19 protein-coding genes are annotated in these 19478 nt (G+C 68.6%); 5 read left to right on the forward strand and 14 right to left on the reverse strand.

Annotation, left to right across the window (positions count from 1 at the left end; genetic code table 11):
* Positions 1 to 8: 8 nt before the first annotated feature.
* From AC2YHT_RS07155 to AC2YHT_RS07170, 4 genes are all read right to left on the reverse strand, one after another.
* Positions 9 to 2435, reverse strand: a complete 2427-nt coding sequence (locus AC2YHT_RS07155) for a TonB-dependent receptor (RefSeq protein ID WP_487288879.1) — start codon at positions 2433 to 2435, stop codon at positions 9 to 11.
* Positions 2436 to 2714: 279 nt separating this feature from the next.
* Positions 2715 to 2813, reverse strand: coding sequence for a hypothetical protein (locus AC2YHT_RS07160; RefSeq protein ID WP_233245198.1), 99 nt, complete (start codon positions 2811 to 2813; stop codon positions 2715 to 2717).
* A 248-nt stretch (positions 2814 to 3061) separates the two neighbouring features.
* Positions 3062 to 3481 (reverse strand): PaaI family thioesterase, encoded by a 420-nt coding sequence (locus tag AC2YHT_RS07165; RefSeq protein WP_487288880.1) that lies wholly within the window; start codon positions 3479 to 3481, stop codon positions 3062 to 3064.
* Complete coding sequence (locus AC2YHT_RS07170; protein ID WP_487288881.1) at positions 3478 to 3978, reverse strand: PaaI family thioesterase; 501 nt, start codon at positions 3976 to 3978, stop codon at positions 3478 to 3480. Before AC2YHT_RS07170 ends, AC2YHT_RS07165 begins: the two co-directional genes overlap by 4 nt.
* 43 nt (positions 3979 to 4021) lie before the next feature.
* Between AC2YHT_RS07170 and AC2YHT_RS07175 the strand changes: the two genes are divergently transcribed.
* On the forward strand, positions 4022 to 5056 hold the full coding sequence (locus tag AC2YHT_RS07175) for a ligase-associated DNA damage response exonuclease (RefSeq protein WP_487288883.1): 1035 nt from the start codon (positions 4022 to 4024) through the stop codon (positions 5054 to 5056).
* A gap of 10 nt (positions 5057 to 5066) precedes the next feature.
* Here AC2YHT_RS07175 and AC2YHT_RS07180 read toward each other — a convergent pair whose 3' ends face one another.
* Positions 5067 to 6047 carry a DUF2167 domain-containing protein gene (locus tag AC2YHT_RS07180; protein WP_487288884.1) on the reverse strand — a complete coding sequence of 327 codons (981 nt, stop codon included), beginning with the start codon at positions 6045 to 6047 and terminating at the stop codon, positions 5067 to 5069.
* Positions 6048 to 6118: 71 nt separating this feature from the next.
* Between AC2YHT_RS07180 and AC2YHT_RS07185 the strand changes: the two genes are divergently transcribed.
* Positions 6119 to 6832 carry a hypothetical protein gene (locus AC2YHT_RS07185; protein ID WP_487288886.1) on the forward strand — a complete coding sequence of 238 codons (714 nt, stop codon included), beginning with the start codon at positions 6119 to 6121 and terminating at the stop codon, positions 6830 to 6832.
* A gap of 3 nt (positions 6833 to 6835) precedes the next feature.
* Here AC2YHT_RS07185 and AC2YHT_RS07190 read toward each other — a convergent pair whose 3' ends face one another.
* On the reverse strand, positions 6836 to 7252 hold the full coding sequence (locus AC2YHT_RS07190) for a PaaI family thioesterase (protein ID WP_110118963.1): 417 nt from the start codon (positions 7250 to 7252) through the stop codon (positions 6836 to 6838).
* Between the two features lie 106 nt (positions 7253 to 7358).
* Here AC2YHT_RS07190 and AC2YHT_RS07195 point away from each other — a divergent pair, with 106 nt between their 5' ends.
* Both AC2YHT_RS07195 and AC2YHT_RS07200 read left to right on the forward strand, forming a co-directional pair.
* Positions 7359 to 8963, forward strand: coding sequence for a cisplatin damage response ATP-dependent DNA ligase (locus AC2YHT_RS07195; protein ID WP_487288887.1), 1605 nt, complete (start codon positions 7359 to 7361; stop codon positions 8961 to 8963).
* 50 nt (positions 8964 to 9013) lie between these two features.
* Positions 9014 to 10759 carry an ATP-binding protein gene (locus AC2YHT_RS07200; RefSeq protein WP_487288888.1) on the forward strand — a complete coding sequence of 582 codons (1746 nt, stop codon included), beginning with the start codon at positions 9014 to 9016 and terminating at the stop codon, positions 10757 to 10759.
* 8 nt (positions 10760 to 10767) lie between these two features.
* Here the strand turns inward: AC2YHT_RS07200 and AC2YHT_RS07205 are convergent, their stop codons facing one another.
* The 4 genes from AC2YHT_RS07205 to AC2YHT_RS07220 form a co-directional block, all read right to left on the reverse strand.
* Positions 10768 to 11985: a multidrug effflux MFS transporter gene (locus AC2YHT_RS07205; protein WP_487289018.1), complete on the reverse strand. Its 1218-nt coding sequence runs from the start codon at positions 11983 to 11985 to the stop codon at positions 10768 to 10770.
* Between the two features lie 181 nt (positions 11986 to 12166).
* Entirely contained in the window at positions 12167 to 13048 is an 882-nt protein-coding gene (locus tag AC2YHT_RS07210) for a hypothetical protein (RefSeq protein ID WP_487288890.1), read from the reverse strand.
* Positions 13048 to 13815, reverse strand: coding sequence for a hypothetical protein (locus AC2YHT_RS07215; RefSeq protein ID WP_487288891.1), 768 nt, complete (start codon positions 13813 to 13815; stop codon positions 13048 to 13050). Before AC2YHT_RS07215 ends, AC2YHT_RS07210 begins: the two co-directional genes overlap by 1 nt.
* A gap of 67 nt (positions 13816 to 13882) precedes the next feature.
* Positions 13883 to 15043 carry a DegT/DnrJ/EryC1/StrS family aminotransferase gene (locus tag AC2YHT_RS07220; protein WP_487288892.1) on the reverse strand — a complete coding sequence of 387 codons (1161 nt, stop codon included), beginning with the start codon at positions 15041 to 15043 and terminating at the stop codon, positions 13883 to 13885.
* Positions 15044 to 15225: 182 nt separating this feature from the next.
* Between AC2YHT_RS07220 and AC2YHT_RS07225 the strand changes: the two genes are divergently transcribed.
* Complete coding sequence (locus tag AC2YHT_RS07225; RefSeq protein ID WP_487288893.1) at positions 15226 to 16209, forward strand: mechanosensitive ion channel family protein; 984 nt, start codon at positions 15226 to 15228, stop codon at positions 16207 to 16209.
* On the opposite strand, the gene AC2YHT_RS07230 is transcribed toward AC2YHT_RS07225, so the two are convergent.
* The 4 genes from AC2YHT_RS07230 to AC2YHT_RS07245 are packed head-to-tail and all read right to left on the reverse strand — an operon-like array spanning position 16136 to position 19376.
* Positions 16136 to 17311, reverse strand: a complete 1176-nt coding sequence (locus AC2YHT_RS07230) for a trans-sulfuration enzyme family protein (protein WP_487288894.1) — start codon at positions 17309 to 17311, stop codon at positions 16136 to 16138. The genes AC2YHT_RS07225 and AC2YHT_RS07230 overlap by 74 nt on opposite strands.
* 10 nt (positions 17312 to 17321) lie before the next feature.
* Positions 17322 to 17651: a type II toxin-antitoxin system RelE/ParE family toxin gene (locus tag AC2YHT_RS07235; protein ID WP_487288895.1), complete on the reverse strand. Its 330-nt coding sequence runs from the start codon at positions 17649 to 17651 to the stop codon at positions 17322 to 17324.
* On the reverse strand, positions 17652 to 17915 hold the full coding sequence (locus AC2YHT_RS07240) for a type II toxin-antitoxin system ParD family antitoxin (RefSeq protein ID WP_487288896.1): 264 nt from the start codon (positions 17913 to 17915) through the stop codon (positions 17652 to 17654).
* Positions 17916 to 17975: 60 nt separating this feature from the next.
* Complete coding sequence (locus AC2YHT_RS07245; protein WP_487288897.1) at positions 17976 to 19376, reverse strand: pyridoxal-phosphate dependent enzyme; 1401 nt, start codon at positions 19374 to 19376, stop codon at positions 17976 to 17978.
* Between the last annotated feature and the right edge of the window lie 102 nt (positions 19377 to 19478).

Raw genomic sequence — 19478 nt, forward strand, 5'->3', positions numbered from 1 at the left:
CGGACGCCTTAGAAGGCGGTCCGCAGGCTGAGCACCGCGGCGCGCGGCGCGCCGACATAGGCGTAGGGCTGGGCGTAGCCGGCCGAGCCCGGGGTGGCGCTGGTCGTCGTGCCCGACAGGTTGCCGTAGTAGAACTTGTCGAACAGGTTGGTGACGTTCAGCTGGACGTAGGACTTCTTCCAGCCGTCGCCGCCCAGGTCGTAGCGGATGTCGGCGTCCCACACCGTGTAGTGCGGCACCTTCAGGTCGTTGACGTCGGTCATGTAGCGCTCGCCGACGAACTTACCCTGCACGCCGATCTGGAACTTGCCGATGTCGTAGGTCAGGCGGCCGGCGAAGGTCCACTTCGGGGTCTCGACAACCTGCTTGCCGGCGGTCTTGGCGTAGCCGACGCTGCTGCTGACATAGAGGTCGTCCTGCAGCTGGGCGTCGGTGTAGGCCACCGAGGCGTAGGTGGTCAGGTTCTCGTCGATGCGCCATTGCACCTGACCGTCGAAGCCCTTGATCTCCACGTCGCCGACGTTGCGGTCGATGTTGCTGCCGTCGTCGGGGTCGGTGGTGGTGACGATCCGGTTCTGGATGTCGGTGTGGTAGATGCTGGCCGAGGCCATCACCGACGGCGTGCGGAAGCGGTAGCCCAGCTCGAAGGTCTGGCCCTTTTCCGGTTCGGCCGAGCCCAGCTGGCCCGTCTGGGTCAGGCTGTAGAGGTTATCGACCTTGGGCGCCGACAGCTGTTCGGAGTAGCTGCCGTATACAGTGCCGGTTTCGTTGACGCGATAGGACAGGCCGAGGTTCGGCAGCACCGCGTCATAGCTGCGGTTGGCGTCGAACGGCGTCAGGTACTTGGTCGTCGAGCTGCCGAAGGTCACCACCTGGGCCACGGCGCCGTCGGCCAGGGCGGCCGTCGTCGTCGGGGTGCGCGAGGTGCAGTAGACCGTCGAGGTCGAGGTCGCCAGCGAGTAGCAGTACTGGTGCAGTTCGCGGTCCAGGGTCGGCAGGCGGACGCCGAGGTTGGCGGTCAGCTTGTCGTCCAGGAATTCACCGCGGTACTCGACGCTGAACTGCTTGAAGGTGGCCACCGAGGCGCGGTTACGCTTCTGGGCGATCTCGCCGTCGGCGTTGAGGATCGCCGTGCCGTAGCCGTCCTTGCCGCTGAACACGTTCACGGGCGAGCCGTCGCTGTTGAGGACGCTGTACTCGCCGGTCTGGCGGGTGTGGGCCTCGTCATAGGCGTAGGCGAAACGCAGACGGTGATGGTCGTTGATGTCCCAGATCAGCGACGTGTTCAGGCCGTAGCGGCGGGTGTTGGTGTTGCTGGGCGAGTAGACCAGAACGCTGTCGCTGGTGTCGCCGTCATGGTTCAGGTCGACGCCGGTGGAGCCGGTCGAGTTGATCAGCTGCAGCGAGGTTTCCGACAGGCTGGTCGAGCCGCCGCCGTTGGCCAGGGTGTAGTTGAACGACGGGTCGACCGTCAGCTTCAGGTTCGGCAGGATCGTGAAGCGCGACTGGCCGCGGATCGTGCCGGTGTTCGAGGGGTTGTTGCGCAGGGCGTAGTTGTAGGACGAGCCCGCGGTGGTGTTGTAGTCGTAGTCCTCGCCGTACTTGGCCACGTCGCCGGCCACCGAGGCCGTCGCGTTGGTCAGGTAGGGGGCATAGTAGCTGTTGTTGCGGTTTTCGTTGTAGTTCAGGTTCAGGGCGATGAAGTCGCCCGGCTTGACCAGGTCCTGCTCGATGCGGGCGTTGATCTGCTTCTTCTCGAGCGTGCCCGGACCCTTGAACTTGTCGTACTTCTGGTAGCTGGCGGAGACCCAGGCGCGGGTGCCCAGCGGGCCGAACTCGCCGGTCTGAACCAGGCCGAACACGCGACGATAGTTGTCGGTGCCCACGCCAGCCTTCATCACCACGCCGGCGTCCTTGGTCGCCTTCAGGGTGGTGTAGTTGATGACGCCGGCGGTCGACGAGGCCGTCACGGAGTCGGCGTCGGTCGAGCCGGTGTTGACGTTGGCCTGCTGGATCAGCTCGGCGTCGACCTGCTGGTTCGAATAGATGGCGTAGTTGCCGCCGTCATTCAGCGGCACGCCGTCGACCAGGAAGCCGATGTGGGCGCCGTCCTGGCCGTGCAGGCGGATGCTGCCGCCCGACGAGCCGTACGGGTCGCTGTTCGAGAACACGACGCCGGGCACCAGGTTCAGCGACTGCAGCACGGTCTGGCCGTCCTGCTGGCGGTTCAGGAACTCGTTGGTGATCGTGTACTTCGCCTTCGGCGCCGTCTCGGCGACCATGGCGCCGTCGATGGTCTTGGGGCCGTTGGAAGCGGTGACGACGACGGCGTCGAGTTCCGTGGTGGCGGTGGATTGGGCGTAGGCGCCGGCGGCCGAAAGCAGGCCGCTGAACAGCGCCGTCGTGGCCAGACAGGCCAGCTTGGTCTTGTTCATCTCTAAGATTATCCCCTTGCCCGCGGCAACTTTTGCGAAGTGCAAAGTAAGTCCTTGCGGGATCGAGACTTTTAGAGACCGTAATTCAATGTTTGATGACGATATTTGAGCGAATATGGGGTCGAAAACCGGCGATATTGCTGCATCGATGATGCAAAAGAAACGGTTCGATATTTGCAGAAATAGGTAAGTATCAGTTTATTTCGAATCTATTCTATGGCGCTGAATATTGCGCCATGCCCCGCCGGGTTTGTGCCGGCGGAGCTACGCGGCGCTCACTCAGAAGCTCGGCGACAGCGAGCCGGCGACGATGACGAGCGGCAGGACGGCGAGCACCAGGCTGGCCAGCGAAGCGAAGGCGTTGTTCGAGAAGGTCATTGTTCTGATCCCTGAGTTTGTTTCCCGGCGCGACGTCCGCGTCCGGTGAAAAGGGGTATAGGCCGGGCGAGGGATGAACACCCGTTACCTATGCGTCATGACGCCGTTTTAAGAAACTATCTCGCGTGTAATGTGCATTACGCGGGATTAATGTCGGCGCGAATTGGCAGTTACCTGGATGATTATTGCTATCTTGGCCGGCGGCGACGTGGCGCCGTCTTGCGCCGCGCCGCCGCCTGGAGGGCGGATCAGTCCTCGGCCCCGGTCAGCAGGAAGTGGCCGCGCAGGGCCGCGATCGGGGCGGCGCGCTGCTCCTGCCAGGCCTCGACATGGACGTTGGCGATCCGCCGGCCGACCTTCTTGATCTGGGCGCGGGCGTAGGTCGTCAGCGGCCGGCCCGAGCGCAGGTACTCGATCGAGACGTCGATGGTGCGCGGCTGGCGCTTCAGGGTCTCGGCGATCGACAGCTGGGCCAGGGCGGTCATCTCCATGAACGCTCCCAGCACCCCGCCGTGGATGGCCGGCAGCATCGGGTTGCCGACGATGTCGGGCGAGAACGGCAGGATGGCGGTCATCTCGTCGCCGGCCAGTTCGGCCGTCATGCCGATGAAGCGGGCGTAGGGGATGGCGCCGAGCACGGCGACCAGGCGGTCTTGGGCTTCGCTCATTGGCCGGCCTCCTTCTGGCTGGAACCAGGCGGCCTGAGGTTGGCGCCCGCCTTCTTGCCGGCGCTGGAATCGAGCATGAAGGCGGCCTGGGCGGCGGCGATCGGGTCTTCGGGATCGCTCTCGTAGGCCACGGCCCGCACGAAGGCGACCGAACGGGTCAGCTTGTAGCAATGGGCGCGGGCCAGGATGTCCTTCCCCGGCTCGGCCGGCCGCATGTAGTCGATGCGCAGGTCCAGGGTGGCGATCGAGGTCCAGGTGCTCATCGCCGCGTGCACCGCTTGCCCCGAAGCGTGGTCGAGCAGGGTGGTCACCACCCCGCCGGCGATCACCCCGGTCTCCGGGTCACCGACCAGCTCGGTGCGATAGGGGACCTTCAGCACGGCGACGCCGTCGCCGATGTCGAGGGTGGTGAAGCCCAGGGCCTTGGCCTGGGGACTGCCTTCGTTCATCGCCTTGGCGATGAGGCGGTGCTGCTCGTTCAGATCCGTCTCGCTCATGCCGCTCTCTAGTCTTGGAGGGATAGGCTTACAGGATCGCGCGTTGTCTTATCCAGCCGTGATCAAGCCGCAGGATCTTCTCTGTCCGAAGCCCGCCGGGCTCTACTGCCCGCCCGGCGACTTCTATATCGACCCGGTCCGTCCCGTGGACCGGGCGGTGATCACCCATGGCCATTCCGATCACGCCCGCGCCGGCCATCGCCATGTGGCGGCGACGCCCGAAACCCTGGCGATCATGGCCGAGCGCTACGGCGAGGATTTCGCCGTCGTCAGCCGCCAGGCCGTTCCCTACGGCGAGAGCATCATTCACAACGATGTCGAGGTGACCCTGGTCCCCGCCGGCCACGTGCTGGGCTCGGCGCAGGCGGTGGTGCGCTGGAAGGGCCTGACCATCGTCGTTTCCGGCGACTACAAGCGCCGCCGCGATCCCACCTGCGCGCGGTTCGAGCCTGTGCCGTGCGACGTCTTCGTCACCGAGGCGACCTTCGGCCTGCCGGTCTTTCGCCATCCCGACGACAGGGGCGAGATCGCCGCCCTGCTGAAATCGGTCGAGCAGTTCCCCGAGCGCGCCCACATCGTCGGCGCCTACGCCCTGGGCAAGGCCCAGCGGGTGATCAGCCTGCTGCGCGAGGCGGGCTGGGACCGGACGATCCACGTGCACGGGGCCATGGAGCGGCTCAACCGGCTCTACGAGGCCCACGGCGTCGATCTTGGCCCCCTGGCGCCGGCGACCACCGAGCGCGGCAAGACGGGCGACTTCGCGGGAAGCATCATCGTCGCCCCGCCCTCGGCCCTGGCCGACCGCTGGAGCCGCCGCTTTCCCGATCCGGTCGACTGCTTCGCCAGCGGCTGGATGCGGGTGCGGGCCCGCGCCCGGCAACGGGGCGTGGAGCTGCCGCTGATCATCTCCGACCATGCCGACTGGGACGAGCTGACCGACACCCTGGCCGAGCTGCGGCCCGGCGAGGTGTGGATCACCCACGGCCGCGAGGAGGCCCTGGAGCGCTGGTGCGCCCTGGAGGGCATCCCCGCCCGGGCCCTGCGCCTCGTCGGCTATGACGAGGACGACGGGGAATAGGACGTCGGGATCAGGAGATCAGGTCGGGTCCCGGCGGCGTGGCGTCGCTCTTGGCCTTCTTGCCGCCGCCGCCGAACTTGTTGCGGAACCAGGTCACCAGACCGCCGAAGGCCGCCACGATCAGCACGAAGCCCTTCTTGCCGAAGGCGATCAGCAGGGCCAGCAGGCCGAACTTCTTGGCCGCGGCCACGCCCGCGCCGGCGGCGATCAGGCCGGCGACGCCGAACTCGGCGACCTTGTCCTCGCCCTGCTTGAAGTCGGCATAGCGCGAGCCCTGGTCGAACTGGGCGGTGGCGGCGATGCGGCCGGCCATGGCGTGCAGCTCGGGCAGGGCCTCGGGCGCGGCCACGGCGTTGAGGCTGATGACGCCTTTGCGGCCCAGCACGCGGATGTCGTAGTTCAGAGAGTGGGCCTCGCCGCCACCGATCTCCAGGTCGCGGGCCCAGATCAGCACGTGCTTGCCGGCGTCATAGCTCGGCCGCTCGGCCCAGCCGTTCAGGTGGATGGTCTTGTAGCCGGCCTTCTCGCGCGAGGCGTTCTCCTCGTCTTCGCCCTGGCGCAGATCGACCAGCAGCTTGTCGTAGTCAGTGGTCTTGGCGTCTTCATCCGCCACGTAGCCGACGTCCTGATAGGTGACGATGACGCCCCACGACTCGTCGTCCAGCGGCTTGAAACGGGCCGGCAGGATCATGCCCAGAACGCCGTCGGCCACGTCCGGCGGGTTGCCCCAGCCCTCGGTCAGCACGCGGCGGGCGGCGGCGGCGTCGAGGAAGTAGAAGTCCGGACCCAGGTCCAGCGAGGCCTTGCCTTCGCTCAGCGCCACCTTGCCGGTGCGACGCGGCAGGCTGTCCTGCCAGCTGATGTCCGGCTTGCCGGCGACGACTTCCTGGTCGGCGGCCAGGGCGGCCGTGGGCAGGACGATCGCCGGCAGAATGGCGGCGGGCAGGGCGACCGAGGCGACGGCCGCGGCGGTGGTCGTGAAATGACGCATGAATTGTTCCCCCGAACGTACTAGCGCTTAGCTATAGCCGGGCCGCGGGCGTCGGCAAGGGGAGGGGGACCATGGCGAAGGGCATGATGAGGCTCGAGGCGGGCGAGGTGGTCACGACGCTGGATCACCTGCACGCGCGGATCTCCGAACGGTTTCCGGCTTCCGGCCTTTCGCGGGTGTGCGCGCGGCTGACGGCGACGGCGCGGGAGACGGCCCGGCGGGCGCGGCGGCTGTCGCGACCCTATCTGGCCCTGCGCCTGCCGGTGGCGGCGATCGTCCTGGCGGCCCTGGCCCTGCCGACCTGGCTGATCGTCCGGACGGACTGGCTGGCCGGCCTTCGCGGGACCGACGTGCTGCACGCCGCCGAGGGCCTGGAGCCGGCGGTGAACCTGGCCCTGCTGTCGGCCGGCGCGGTGTGGTTCCTGCTGTCGCTGGAGGCCCGCTGGAAGCGCGCCCGCGTGCACAAGGCGCTGCACGAACTGCGCTCCTTCGCCCACGTGGTCGACATGCACCAGTTGACCAAGGACCCGACCCTGGTGATGGGGCCGCGCACGGCCTCCTCGCCGGCCCGCGAGATGAGCCGCTTCGAGCTGGCCCGCTATCTCGACTACTGCGCCGAGATGCTGGCCCTGACCGCCAAGCTGGCCGCCCTCTACGCCGGCGAGAACGACGACCCAGCGATCCTGGCGGCCGTCAACGACATCGAGACCCTGACCTCGGACCTCGGCCGCAAGATCTGGCAGAAGATCATGATCCTGGGCCAGCTCGACGAGGCGAAGGCCTGAGGCTCACACCACCTTGAACGTGCCCCGCGCCCTCGCCACCGGCTTGCCGTCGGCGAGGACCGTGGCCTCGGCGTAGCAGAGGCTCTTGCCGGGCTTGATGAAGTCGGTGTCGAACGCCAGCCATTGGCCAAGGCTCGGCGCGGCCAGATAGTCGACCCCCAGCGAGACGGTGACGAAGCCGTTGAAGGCCAGGCCCTCGCGGCGCATCCGAACGCCGCACGACAGGCCCATGGCGTTGTCGGCCAGGGCGGCGATCAGGCCCCCGTGCGGCCCGCCGCGCGAATTGGCGTGGACCTCGCGCGCCTCCAGTCCCAGCACCCAGCGGTCGTCGCGAACGTCGGCGTAGATCGGCTCCCAGGGCGCGGTCAGGGGGCTGGCGCGGGTGTGCGGGACGAAGGGTTCGGGCGGCTGGAACGTCATGGTCGTCTCCGGGGCCAGGCTCTCCATTGGAGTTAAACGAATGTTTGAATTGCGTGCAAGCCGCGCCACGGCTTGAACCTGCGTCCGGGCGCGACATTCTCTTTCCATGCGCGCCTTCGCCCACCTTCTCGACCGCCTGTCGCTGACGGCCTCGCGCAACGCCAAGCTGACCCTGATCGAGGACTTCCTGCGCGGGACCGCCGATCCCGATCGCGGCTACGCCCTGGCGGCCCTGACCGGGGCGCTGTCGTTCGACGCCGCCAAGCCGGCCTTCATCAGGAAGGCCGTCGAGGCGCGGATGGACGCCCAGCTGTTCGCCTGGTCCTACGACTATGTCGGGGATCTCGCCGAGACCGTCGCCCTGGTCTGGCCCGAGCAGCCCGGCGCCAATCGCGAGCCTGAGCTGTCGGAGGTGGTCGAGGCGCTGAAGACGACGTCGCGCGCCCAGGCCCAGCAACTGATCGAGGGCTGGCTCGACGCGCTGGACGCCGACGGTCGCTGGGCGCTGCTCAAGCTGATGACCGGCGGGCTGCGGGTGGGGGTGTCGTCGCGCCTGGCCAAGCAGGCCTGCGCCAATCTCGGCGGCGTGCCGATCGGCGAGATCGAGGAGGTCTGGCACGCGATCGAGCCGCCCTATGGCGACCTCTTCGCCTGGCTGGAGGGGCGCTCCGAGCGGCCCTCGCCCGACGCGCCAGGGCGTTTCAGGCCGGTGATGCTGGCCCAGGCCATCGACGAGGCGGTGGATTTCGCCAAGCTCGATCCGGCCGCCTACGCCGCCGAATGGAAGTGGGACGGCATCCGCGTCCAGGCGGTCAGCGAGCGCGGCGAGCGCCGGCTCTACACTCGCACCGGCGACGACATCTCGGCGACCTTCCCCGACGTGCTCGACGCGCTGGACTTCGAGGGCGCGCTGGACGGCGAGCTGCTGGTCATGCGGGGCGGCGCGATCGCCAGCTTCGGCGATCTTCAGCAGCGCCTGAATCGCAAGACGGTGGACGCCAAGCTGATGGCCGCCCATCCGGCCGGGATCCGCGCCTATGACCTGCTGCTCGACGGCGAGGAGGATCTGCGGAGCCTGCCGTTCGTCGAGCGCCGCCAGCGCCTGGAGGCCTTCGTCGGCGGGCTGAAGACGTCGCGGATCGATCTTTCTCCGCTCCAGCCCTTCGCGACCTGGGAGGAACTGGCCGCTCTGCGCGCCGATCCGCCGGTCGGCGATCCGGCCATCGCCGAGGGGCTGATGCTCAAGCGCTGGGACAGTTCCTACGAGCCCGGCCGTCCCAAGGGGCCGTGGTTCAAATGGAAGCGTGATCCGCACCTGGTCGACGCGGTGCTGATGTACGCCCAGCGCGGCCACGGCAAGCGGTCGAGCTTCTATTCCGACTACACCTTCGGCGTCTGGCGCGAGGACGAGACCGGCGAGCGCAAGCTGACCCCGGTGGGCAAGGCCTATTTCGGCTTCACCGACGAGGAGTTGAAGCAGATCGACAAGTTCGTGCGCGACCACACCGTCGAGCGGTTCGGGCCGGTGCGCTCGGTGCGCGCCGACCTCGAGTTCGGCCTGGTGTTCGAGGTGGCGTTCGAAGGGTTGCAGCGCTCGACCCGCCACAAGTCGGGCGTGGCCATGCGCTTTCCCCGCATCAACCGCATCCGCTGGGACAAACCGTCGCGGGAGGCCGACGGACTGGCGACTCTGGAGCGGATGTTGGACTGACGGGTCCAGGATTCACCGATCCTTCGCCTATCGGGGATAGGCGAGGGGGCATGGTGAAGTTTCTAGACTCGCTTCTGCCCCACCTGCCGGCCAACGCCGACGAGCGCTACAGGCAGATCGTCATCCGCCTGGGCCTGACGGGCCTGCTCAGCTGGGCCCTGCATCTGGCCGGGCATGGGAGCCTGATCCCGGCCTGGCTGGGCGTCAGCGCCCTGGTCCAGGGGCTGGAGTTCGTCGCCGTCCGTCCCTTCGCCAAGGGCCGTTTCCCGACCCGCAACGTCCGCTTCCACGCGGCCCTGGCCATGGTCGCCATGGCGGTGATGGCGCTCGCCCACGCCGCGGTGGTGACGCTGATCTGGACCAACGGGGCCATGCCGCTGGTGGTGATCAGCCTGCTGGTGCTGGCCGGCGGCATGCTCAACAACGTCGCCTCGGGCGTCGATTGCCGGCCGATGTTCTACACCGGCGCCATCCCCTACGCCGTCAGCCTGGCGGCCATGCCGTTCTGGTTCTGGGGCGGCCAGCCGCACGGCATGATCCTGATCCTGGCGGTGACGGCGGTGTTCTTCCTGCTGGTCGTCCACGCCATCTGGAGCCGCGTGCACCAGGCTCGCCGCGCCGTGATGGCCGCCCGCGAAGAGGCCGACCGCCGTCGCATCCAGGCCGAGGACGCCGTTGCCGACCGCGCCGCCATGGCCGCCATCGTCAGCCACGAGCTGCGCACGCCGCTGTCGGCGATCCTGGCCGGGGCGCACCTGATCCGCGCCGGGGTCAATCCGGCCCAGACCGGCGTCACCGCCGACCTGATCGTCGACGCCGGCCAGCTGATGACCGGCCTGCTGACCGACATGCTCGACCAGGCCAAGATCGAGGCCCGGGCCATGAGCCTGGAGGCGCGCGACTTCGACCTGCTGGCGGCGATCCGCGACGCCACCCGCTTCTGGACCGCCGGCGCCAAGGCCAAGGGCCTGACCCTGCGCGAGCCGCCCGCCGAACAGCCGGCCGTCTGGGTGCGGGGCGACCCGTTCCGCCTGCGCCAGATCCTCAACAACCTGCTCTCCAACGCCGTGAAGTTCACCGAGGACGGGGCCATCACCCTGCGCCTGCTGGCGGTTCCGGCCGACGAAGGCTGGGTGAAGGTCGAGATCGAGGTGCAGGACAACGGCGCGGGCATCGCTCCCGACGCCATGGAGCGGCTGTTCACGCCCTACACCCAGGCCTCGCTGGAGACGGCCCGCACCTATGGCGGCACCGGCCTGGGCCTGACCGTCAGCCGGCAGCTGGCGCGGCTGATGGGCGGTGAGCTCGACGCGCGTCCGGGCGAGCCGAAGGGCGCGATCTTCCGCCTGACCCTGGCCCTGCCCCAGGGCGCCGAGGAGACCAAGGTCGCCGCCGCCAACGACCAGGGCGCGGCCCCGCCGGAGGTCACGGCCCTGCGCGTCCTGGCGGTCGACGACCACGAGGTGAACCGCCGCACCCTGGCCCTGGTGCTGGAGCCGCTGGGCGTAGTGCTGACCACGGCGCCGGACGGGCTGGAGGCGCTGAAGCGGCTGGAGGCCGAGCCCTTCGACGTGGTGCTGATGGACGTCAACATGCCCGGCCTCGACGGCCGTGAGGCCACGCGCCGCCTGCGGGCCGGCGACAGCGCCAATCGCGACGTGCCGGTGATCGGCTTCAGCGCCGGCGTCGCCGACGAGGAGGTCCAGGCCTGCCGCGCCGCGGGCATGACCGACTGGCTGGCCAAGCCCCTCGACATCGGGCGGCTGTACGAGGCGCTGGAGCGCGCCCGGGGCTAGAGGACCGGCTAGTGGGCCATGTCTGGCGCGCCGCCGCCGGGACCGGTCTGGAACAGCTTGCCCTTCTCGGTGACCAGCACGACCAGCAGGCCGGCCAGGCCGAAGCCGAAGAAGCCCAGGGTCAGCGGCCCGACCGTGCCGTCGAACAGCTGGCCGATCATGAAGCCGCCCAGCGCCCCGCCGATGGTGGTGATGAAGCCCTGGATCGAGGCCGCCGCGCCGGCGATGTGGCCCAGCGGCTCCATGGCCACCGCGCCGAAGTTCGACATGACCAGGCCAAAGCAGAACATCATCGACCCCTGCAGCAGGGCGAAGGTCCAGACCGTCTCGTGGCCGGTGTGGGCGACGATCGCGTGGATCCCGGCGAAGGCGATGAAGCCCAGCAGGGCGCCGTGCGAGACCTTGCGCATGCCCAGCCGCTCGACGATGCGGGCGTTGACCAGCGAGGCCACGGCGATCCCGCCGGCGATCCCGGCGAAGATCAGGGTGAACCACTCGCCCGCGCCCAGGGCGTCGACGAACACCTGCTGGGCCGAGTTGATGAAGCCGAACAGGCCCGCCAGCACCAGGGTGGCGGCGATCGTGTAGCCGATGGCGGTCCGCTCGGTCAGGGCCTGGCGGAAGGCCGAGAGGATGGCCTTGGCCGAGATCGGCGTGCGGTCCTCCGGATGCAGGGTCTCGGGCAGCTTCACGGCGGTCCAGGCGATCACCAGCCCGCCGAACAGCGCCATGACGCCGAAGATCCAGCGCCAGGGCGCGACCAGCACGATGGCCTGGCCGATCGAGGGGGCCAGGATCGGCACGGCCAGGAAGACGATGAACGACAGCGACATGACCTGGGCCATGCGGCGGCCCGAATAGCAGTCGCGGACGATGGAGACGGCCAGCACCCGGGTGGCGGCCGCGCCGACGCCGGTCAGGGCCCGGGCGACCAGCAGCATCTCGAACGAGGTGGTCAGGGCGCAGGCCAGGCTGAACAGCACGTAGAGCGAAAGCCCGGCCAGCAGCACGGGCTTGCGGCCATAGCGGTCGGCCAGCGAACCGTAGGCGATCTGGGCGACGCCGAAGCCGAGCAGATAGGCGGTGATCACCCACTGGCGCTCGTTTTCGCCGGTCAGGCCCAGGCTGGCGCTGATCTGCGGCAGGGCCGGCAGCATGGAGTCGATGGCCAGGGCGTTGGTGGCCATCATCGCCGCGATCAGGGCGACGAACTGGATAAAGCCCATGCCCGGGTGGGGCGAGCTTTGGAGCGAGGTCTGGGACGGGGCGGGGGCGGGGATGTCCCGGGGCATGACGCGGACTTTCTTCGGCCGTGAACGCGCGAGGCGCCGGCCGGCGCGAAACGCAACGGGCGGGATATAGGCCCCCGGGCGGGTCGCGCCAACCTTGCGACCGCCCCGATCGCGTCTATTGCGCCATCTGGAACTGGATGCTCACCGTCTGATCCGCGCCGACCTGCGAGGCCCCCTCCTGCGATTGGCCGACGCTGGCCACGCGCAGCAGCGGCTGCGAGCCGGACTGGCCGGCGGGAGCGTTGCGGAGCAGCCCGAGCACGGGCTGGGCGCTGGTCAGGGCCTGGTGGAAGGCGGCCGAGCGCTGCAGGGCCAGGCTGGCGGCCTGCTGACCCTCGGCCGTGAAGGCGTCAAGGTTGGTCTGGCTCACCACGTTGACGATGGCCAGCTTGGCCTCGCCCTCGGGGCAGGTGGTGCTGGCCGCGCCGCCATAGGCCAGGCACGGAAGGCGCTTGGCGAGTGAAGCGGCGACGTCGCCGGCGATCTTCCGGCCGCCGGGCGACAGGGTGGCCGAGCCCGGCTCGAACAGCTGCTCGGCCCGGAACGACAGGGCGCCGCCGGCGGTGTCGCCGGCCAGGGGGGCGCCGGCGTCACGCAGATCGGCGTCGAGGAAGCCCATCAGGGCGCGCTGGGCGTCGCTGGCGGCGACGGCCAGGCCGGTGGTCTTGGTCGGCGGCGCGAACGAGAAGCAGCGGCGGTCCGAGCTCGCGCCGCCGATGACGGTCTCGGGCACGCACAGGACGCGGGCCTTCTCGTCGATCTCGACGGTGACGTCGCGCGGGGTGAGGGCGCTGGCGTTCTGCAGCAGGGCGGCGGTCTCGGGATGCTTGGCCTCGGTGAGCGCCTTGGTCGACTGCCGGAACTCCAGGGCGAAATAGCTGAGCATGATGATGAAGATGAAGATCACCCCGACCATCATGTCGGTCATCGAGACGTAGTAGCTTTCGCCTTCCTCGAGGTCGGGCGTGCGGCGCCGGCGGGCGCGGGCCAGGGCCATCAGGCCAGGCTCGACGCGGCGGGAACGACGCGGGGCGAGCCCGTCAGGGCGGCCTCGATCCGCGCCAGCACGGCCAGCTGCTCCAGCATCACCTTCTCGGGCGGCGCGAAACGAACGCAGGCGTCGAGCAGGGCGAAGAAGTGGGCTTCCAGCGACTCGATGGACTGGCGGCGGCGACGGGCCACCAGGCGCAGAACGATCGAGCTCAGAACGCCGGCGATCGAGGTCCAGAACTTGGTCGCAGCCACGGCCAGCAGGCCCATCAGGGCCGTCTGCATGCCCGCGCCGCCCTGGCGCTGCATGGCGTCGACCGCCTCGGTCAGGGCCGCGACGATGCCCATGAAGGTGATCACCAGGCCGATGGCCACCATCAGGTTGGCCCACCATTCCAGGCTACGGGCCGGGGAGTCGGCATGTTCGAAGGCGTCGGCCGCGTGGATCGAGGAGGCCAGGCGTCCGTCGCCGTCCTCGGCCAGCTGGCCGCGATAGTTGGCCCAGCCCAGCTCCAGCGCCGGGTGGGCGGTTCCGCCCAGGCGCTTGTCGAGCTGCGGGAAGGCCTCGGCGAAGGCCTTCTGGAGATCGGCGCCGCGCAGCTCCGACAGCAGGTCGCTGCGCCGCTGCAGGTCGTCGCGCAGCGGCGCGTATTCGAAGTGTCCCGAATGGAAGATCAGGCCGATGGCCAGGACGAGGATCGCCCCCGCCATGATCAGGGCCGCGCTCGGCGCGCTGAAGACAGTGACGACGAAGCTGGTGACGGGATCGTGCATGCGGGCCTTCTGGCAGGGACTTGCGCGTGGAGCAATGCCGTAAGTTGAGGCCTCAATGAGGCTCAGCTTAACCGTTGAAGCCGCGGATCGCCTCGATGATCACGGCCTGGTCAGCCTCGGCCAGATAGGGGTGCATCGGCAGGGCCAGCACCGTTTCGGCCTTGGCCTCGGTCACCGCCAGGCCGCCCTCGCCGCGCGGGAAAGCGGCGTACGGGGCCTGCACGTGCATCGGCACCGGATAGTAGACGGCGGTCGGCACGCCCTTGGCCTTCAGGTGGGCGGCCAGGCCGTCGCGGTTCTCGTGCTCGATGACGTATTGCGCCCAGACCGAGACGCCGCCGTCGATGACGGCGGGGGTCGCCAGCACCGCGCCCTTCAGGCCCTCGGCGTAGCGTTCGGCCACCCCCTGACGCAGGTCGATCTCTTCCTGGAAGATGGCCAGCTTCTCGATCAGGATCGCCGCCTGGATGGTGTCCAGGCGCGAGTTCATGCCGATGCGGGTGTTGAGGTACTTCGGGTCGTGGTCGAAGGTCTTGCCTTCGAGGTCCGGACCGACCGCCTTGCCGTGCACGCGGTAGCTGTCCATCAGGTCCCACAGCACAGGATCGTTGGTCAGCACCGCCCCGCCGTCGCCGTAGCAGCCGAGCGGCTTGGCCGGGAAGAAGCTGGTGGTGGCCACATCGGCCCAGTGCAGCGGGTGCTTGCCGTCCAGGGTGCAGCCGAAGCCCTGGGCGCTGTCGGAGATCAATTTGAGACCTTCCCGGTCGCAGATCGCCTTGATGGCCGGATAGTCGGCCGGCTGGCCGAACAGGTCGACGGCGATCACCACCTTCGGCGTCAGCTCGCCCTTGGCCTTCACGCCGGCGATGGCGGCTTCCAGCTTGGCGGGATCGAGGTTGAAGGTGTCCGGGAGCACGTCGACGAACACCGGCGTGGCGCCGACCCACGGCACGACTTCCGGCGTCGCGGCGAAGGTGAAGGACGGGCAGAACACCGCATCGCCCGCGCCCACGCCCCAGGCCATCAGCGGCAGGGCGATGGCGTCGGTGCCGTTGGCGCAGGACAGGGCGAGCTTGGCCTGGCCGAACGCGGCCAGCTGGGCCTCGAACTCGCGCACCTGCGGGCCCATGACATAGGCGCCGCTGTCCAGCACCTTGGCGATGGCGACATCGATCTTGTCGCGGATCCGGCGCTGCTGCGCGGCGAGGTCGATGAAGGGCATGCTCATGGGCGGGCTCTTAGAGGCGGGGCGGTTCGGTTTCGAGCCAATTGATGTAACCGACTGTTTCTCGGCTGTCTGTCCTGGGATCCTTCTCCCCTTGCGGGAGAAGGTGGCGGCCGAAGGCCGACGGAACGAACCTTTACCGCGCTTCGTTGACCGGCCGGCGCGGGGGCGCCATCGAGAGACCTATGAGCAAGCCCAGTACCGTACCTGCCGACCTCAACCTGCCGTCCATCGCCAACATCAAGGCCGACGAGACCATGTTCGGGCATTTCCTCGACTGGCTGGGCAAGGTGGCCGTCAATCTGGTCGTGGCCGCCCTCATCCTGTTCGTCACCTTCTGGGCGGCCGGCTGGCTGGCCGGGATGGCCAAGCGGGCGCTGAGCCGGGTGCATCGCACCAATCCCGACCCGACGCTGGAGAGTTTCGTCTCGTCGCTGGTGCGCTACGCGGTGGTCGCCATCGGCCTGGTGGCGGTGCTGCAGCAGCTGGGCGTGCAGGCGACCTCGATCATCGCCGTGCTCGGCGCGGCCTCGCTGGCCATCGGCCTGGCCTTGCAGGGCGCGCTGTCGAACGTGGCGGCCGGGGTGATGATCCTGCTGTTCCGTCCCTATCGCGTCGGCGACGTCATCGAGACGGCCACCCGCCAGGGCACGGTCAAGTCGCTCGACCTGCTGTTCACCGAGATCGCCACGCCCGACAACGTCAAGGTGATGATCCCCAACAGCAAGGTGTTCGGCGACGTCATCCTCAACTACTCGACCCACCGCAACCGCCGCGCCGACGTGCTGTTCAAGGTGCCGCTGAAGACCGACCTGGTGGTCGTGCTGCAGAAGATGCGCGAGCGGGCCGAGAGCGATCCGCGGGTGCGCAAGGATCCCGCGCCGATGATCGAGGTCGTCGACCTCTCCGAAGTGTTCGCCCAGGCCGCCATCCGCGTGTGGACGGCCAAGGAAGACTTCGGCCCGGTCAAGACCGACCTGATGCTGGCCGCCCACCTGTGGGCCGAGGATCCGACGCGGGTGCTGCCGCCCCCGCGCCCGTCCAAGGCTCCGGACCCGTCGCCGGCCATGCCCGGCGACAAGGACCATCACCTGTTCAAGCTGAAAGCGCCGAGGAGAGGTCGGAAATCAGATCCGAGCAGTCCTCGATCCCCACCGAAAGCCGGATGAGGGTGTCGCTGATCCCCAGCGCCTTGCGCTGATCGGCGGGGATCGAGGCGTGGGTCATGATCGCCGGATGCTCGATCAGGCTCTCGACCCCGCCCAGGCTTTCGGCGAGCGTGAAGAGGCGCGTGCGCTCCAGCATCCGGCGCGCCGTCGCCTCGTCGCCTTTGAGCTCCACCGAGATGATCCCGCCGTAGCCGCCGTGCATCTGGCGGCGGGCCAGGGCGTGCTGGGGGTGGGTCTCCAGGCCCGGATAGATCACCCGCTCGATGTCCTTGCGGGTGGAGAGCCACTGGGCGATCTCCTGGGCGCTGTCGCAGGCGCGCTGCATGCGCAGGGCCAGGGTCTTGACCCCACGCAGGGCCAGGAAGCTGTCGAACGGCCCCAGCACCGCGCCGACGGCGTTCTGCAGGAACTTCAGCTTGTCGATCAGTTCGGGGTTGTCGCCGACCACGGCCACGCCCGCGACCACGTCGGAGTGGCCGTTCAGGTATTTGGTGGCCGAGTGCATGACGATGTCGAAGCCCAGCTCCAGGGGCCGCTGGACATAAGGCGACGCGAAGGTGTTGTCGGCCACGGTGATCAGGCCGCGGCGCTTGGCCAGGGCCGCGATGGCCTCCAGGTCGGCCAGGCGCAGCATCGGGTTGGTGGGCGTCTCGACCCAGATCATCTTCGTTTCGGGCCGGATCGCCGCCTCGATCGCCGAGACGTTGCCCATATCGACGAAGCTGAAGCTCAGGCCGGCCGAGCGCTTGCGGACCCGTTCGAACAGCCGGAACGAGCCGCCGTAGAGGTCGTCGCTGGCGATCACGTGGGCGCCGCTGTCGAGGATCTCCAGGATCGTCGAAGCCGCCGCCAGGCCCGAGGCGAAGGCGAAGCCGGCGCTGCCGCTCTCCAGGTCGGCGATCGAGCGCTCGAAGGCGAAGCGGGTGGGGTTCTGGCTGCGGCTGTACTCGAAGCCCTTGTGCTCGCCCGGGCTCGACTGGACGTAGGTCGAGGTGGCGTAGATCGGCACCATGACGGCGCCGGTGCTGGGATCGGGGAACTGGCCGCCGTGGATCGTGCGGGTGGCGAAGGCCAGGCGGTTCTTGCCGGGGATGTCGGTCATGAGTGGACTTTCATGGGGCGCTGCCGTCAGCGGACGGCAGCGTGCTCAGATTTTCGGGCAAGTCCTGGGATCCATGCAGAATGCGCATGATCACCGGCGGACTACGCCGACAGTTGTAAACGAGAACATGGGGAAAGCCCGGCAGGAGCCAGAAGCGATAAGGCTCTGGTGCATGCTCCGGGCGCGCCGCGCCGGTCAGAGGGAAGTTCCCCAGCAGGGTCAGCGCCTCCCTCAATTCCACTTGGAAACGGCGTGACGCCTTCGGGCTGTCCCCGGCGATCCAGTTGGCCGCCGCCATCATGTCGCGGCGAGCCGTGGCTGACAGCGTGGCGGGCGGCATCTACTCGGCGGCGTGCGCTTCTGCGGCTTCGATGATGGCGTCGATATCCGCCATGACCTCTTCGAGCGTGAATACCTCTCCCCGGTCGGCCTCGTCCTCGGCGTCCTTGAGCGACTGGAGGAAGGCCTGCCGCTTCAACTCTTGCTCTTGCAGCAGGCGCAGGCTGGCCTCGACGACTTGGCTGAGGTCGCCGAAGCGTCCCTCCGCCACGCAATCCTCGGCGAATTTCTCCAAGGCGGGCGTCAGTTTCACCTGGATGGTCATGCGACCCTCATCTCGATCTCGCACACAGCATGACTCTCTGAGAACATTTCCGCAACGCCCTCACGCCTCCAGCCGCAGGTGGTTGAGCAGGTCCACCCGGGTGATGACGCCCAGGAACTCCTCGCCGTCGACCACCAGCGCCACCTCGTCGCGCTCGAAGACATCGGGCAGGGCCTCGACGCCCTGGTGGGCCTGCAGGGTGTTGATCCGGCGGGTCATGGCCTCGGCGACCGGGGTCTTGAAGCGAGCGCCGCGATGGTCGTCGCCGCCTTCGACGGCCGCCAGGATGTCGCTCTCGTCGAGAATGCCCACCAGCCGGCCGTGATCGACCACCGGCAGCTGGCTGATGTCGGACGAGCGCATGCGGTTGTAGGCGGTCAGCAGGGTGTCTTCCGGCCCGATGGCGATGACGCCGCCGTCGGCGTAGCGCTTGGCGATCAGGTCGCGCAGGTCGCCGTGCAGTTCGCGCTGGTCGAAGCCGTGGGCGGCCAGCCACATGTCGTTGAACATCTTGGTCAGGTACTTGGCGCCGGTGTCGCAGACCAGCGTCACCACCCGCTTGGGCTCGGTCTGCTCGCGGCAGTAGCGCAGGGCCGCCGCCAGCAGGGTGCCCGACGACGAGCCGGCCAGCACGCCTTCCTTGCGCAGCAGCAGGCGGGCGGTGTCGACGCTTTCGCGGTCGCTGATCGAATAGGCCTTGGAGACCAGGTCCATCTGGGCGTTGTCGGGGATGAAGTCCTCGCCGATGCCCTCGACGATCCACGAGCCGGCCTCGCCATAGGTTCCGGTCGCCACGTAGTCGCAGAGGATCGAGCCGACCGGATCGGCCAGCACCATCTTCGTCTTCGGCGACTGCTCGGCCATGTAGCGGCCCACGCCTGTCAGCGTGCCGCCCGAACCCACCCCGACGACCACGGCGTCGACGTCGCCGTCCATCTGGGCCAGGATCTCCGGACCGGTGCCGACATAGTGGGCGCGCGGATTGGCCGGGTTCTCGAACTGGTTGGCGTAGATCGCGCCGGGGATCGACTGGGCCAGGGCCTGGGCCATGTCCTGGTAGTATTCGGGGTGGCCCTTGCCGACGTCGCTGCGGGTCAGGCGCACGTCCACGCCCATGGCCCGAAGATGCAGGATCTTCTCGCGCGCCATCTTGTCGGGGACGATCAGGATCAGCTTGTAGCCCTTCAGCGCCGCCACCTGCGCCAGGCCCAGGCCCGTGTTGCCGGCGGTGGCCTCGATGATCGTCCCACCCGGCTTCAGCGAGCCGTCGGCCTCGGCCGCCTCGATCATCGAGCGGGCCACGCGGTCCTTGATCGAGCCGCCAGGGTTCTGGCTTTCCAGCTTCAGGAACAGGCGGCAGGGGCCGGTGTCGAGGTTGCGGACCTCCAGCATCGGGGTGCGGCCGATCAGGTCGAGCGCGGAACCGGCGACCGGAGGAAGGGCGGATTTGGGGTCGTTCATGGCGCGACTCCGCGACAGGAAGAAAGGATATCCTGTCTAACGCGCAAAATCAGAAACGGGAAACGTCGTTCTTCAAGCTTGGCCGCAGGGCTCGGGCCTCGG

It is taken from the genome of Caulobacter sp. SRI_008 (assembly GCF_057586355.1).

Coding starts and splice junctions, on each gene's coding strand:
- AC2YHT_RS07240 (WP_487288896.1), bottom strand. CDS start 17,915: ATGACCATCCAGGTGAAACTGACGCCCGCCTTGGAGAAATTCGCCGAG.
- AC2YHT_RS07165 (WP_487288880.1), bottom strand. CDS start 3,481: ATGAGCGAAGCCCAAGACCGCCTGGTCGCCGTGCTCGGCGCCATCCCC.
- AC2YHT_RS07160 (WP_233245198.1), bottom strand. CDS start 2,813: ATGACCTTCTCGAACAACGCCTTCGCTTCGCTGGCCAGCCTGGTGCTC.
- AC2YHT_RS07185 (WP_487288886.1), top strand. CDS start 6,119: ATGGCGAAGGGCATGATGAGGCTCGAGGCGGGCGAGGTGGTCACGACG.
- AC2YHT_RS07200 (WP_487288888.1), top strand. CDS start 9,014: ATGGTGAAGTTTCTAGACTCGCTTCTGCCCCACCTGCCGGCCAACGCC.
- AC2YHT_RS07235 (WP_487288895.1), bottom strand. CDS start 17,651: ATGCCGCCCGCCACGCTGTCAGCCACGGCTCGCCGCGACATGATGGCG.
- AC2YHT_RS07195 (WP_487288887.1), top strand. CDS start 7,359: ATGCGCGCCTTCGCCCACCTTCTCGACCGCCTGTCGCTGACGGCCTCG.
- AC2YHT_RS07180 (WP_487288884.1), bottom strand. CDS start 6,047: ATGCGTCATTTCACGACCACCGCCGCGGCCGTCGCCTCGGTCGCCCTG.
- AC2YHT_RS07230 (WP_487288894.1), bottom strand. CDS start 17,311: ATGACCGACATCCCCGGCAAGAACCGCCTGGCCTTCGCCACCCGCACG.
- AC2YHT_RS07245 (WP_487288897.1), bottom strand. CDS start 19,376: ATGAACGACCCCAAATCCGCCCTTCCTCCGGTCGCCGGTTCCGCGCTC.
- AC2YHT_RS07220 (WP_487288892.1), bottom strand. CDS start 15,043: ATGAGCATGCCCTTCATCGACCTCGCCGCGCAGCAGCGCCGGATCCGC.
- AC2YHT_RS07170 (WP_487288881.1), bottom strand. CDS start 3,978: ATGAGCGAGACGGATCTGAACGAGCAGCACCGCCTCATCGCCAAGGCG.
- AC2YHT_RS07210 (WP_487288890.1), bottom strand. CDS start 13,048: ATGGCCCTGGCCCGCGCCCGCCGGCGCCGCACGCCCGACCTCGAGGAA.
- AC2YHT_RS07205 (WP_487289018.1), bottom strand. CDS start 11,985: ATGGGCTTTATCCAGTTCGTCGCCCTGATCGCGGCGATGATGGCCACC.
- AC2YHT_RS07155 (WP_487288879.1), bottom strand. CDS start 2,435: ATGAACAAGACCAAGCTGGCCTGTCTGGCCACGACGGCGCTGTTCAGC.
- AC2YHT_RS07225 (WP_487288893.1), top strand. CDS start 15,226: ATGAGCAAGCCCAGTACCGTACCTGCCGACCTCAACCTGCCGTCCATC.
- AC2YHT_RS07215 (WP_487288891.1), bottom strand. CDS start 13,815: ATGCACGATCCCGTCACCAGCTTCGTCGTCACTGTCTTCAGCGCGCCG.
- AC2YHT_RS07190 (WP_110118963.1), bottom strand. CDS start 7,252: ATGACGTTCCAGCCGCCCGAACCCTTCGTCCCGCACACCCGCGCCAGC.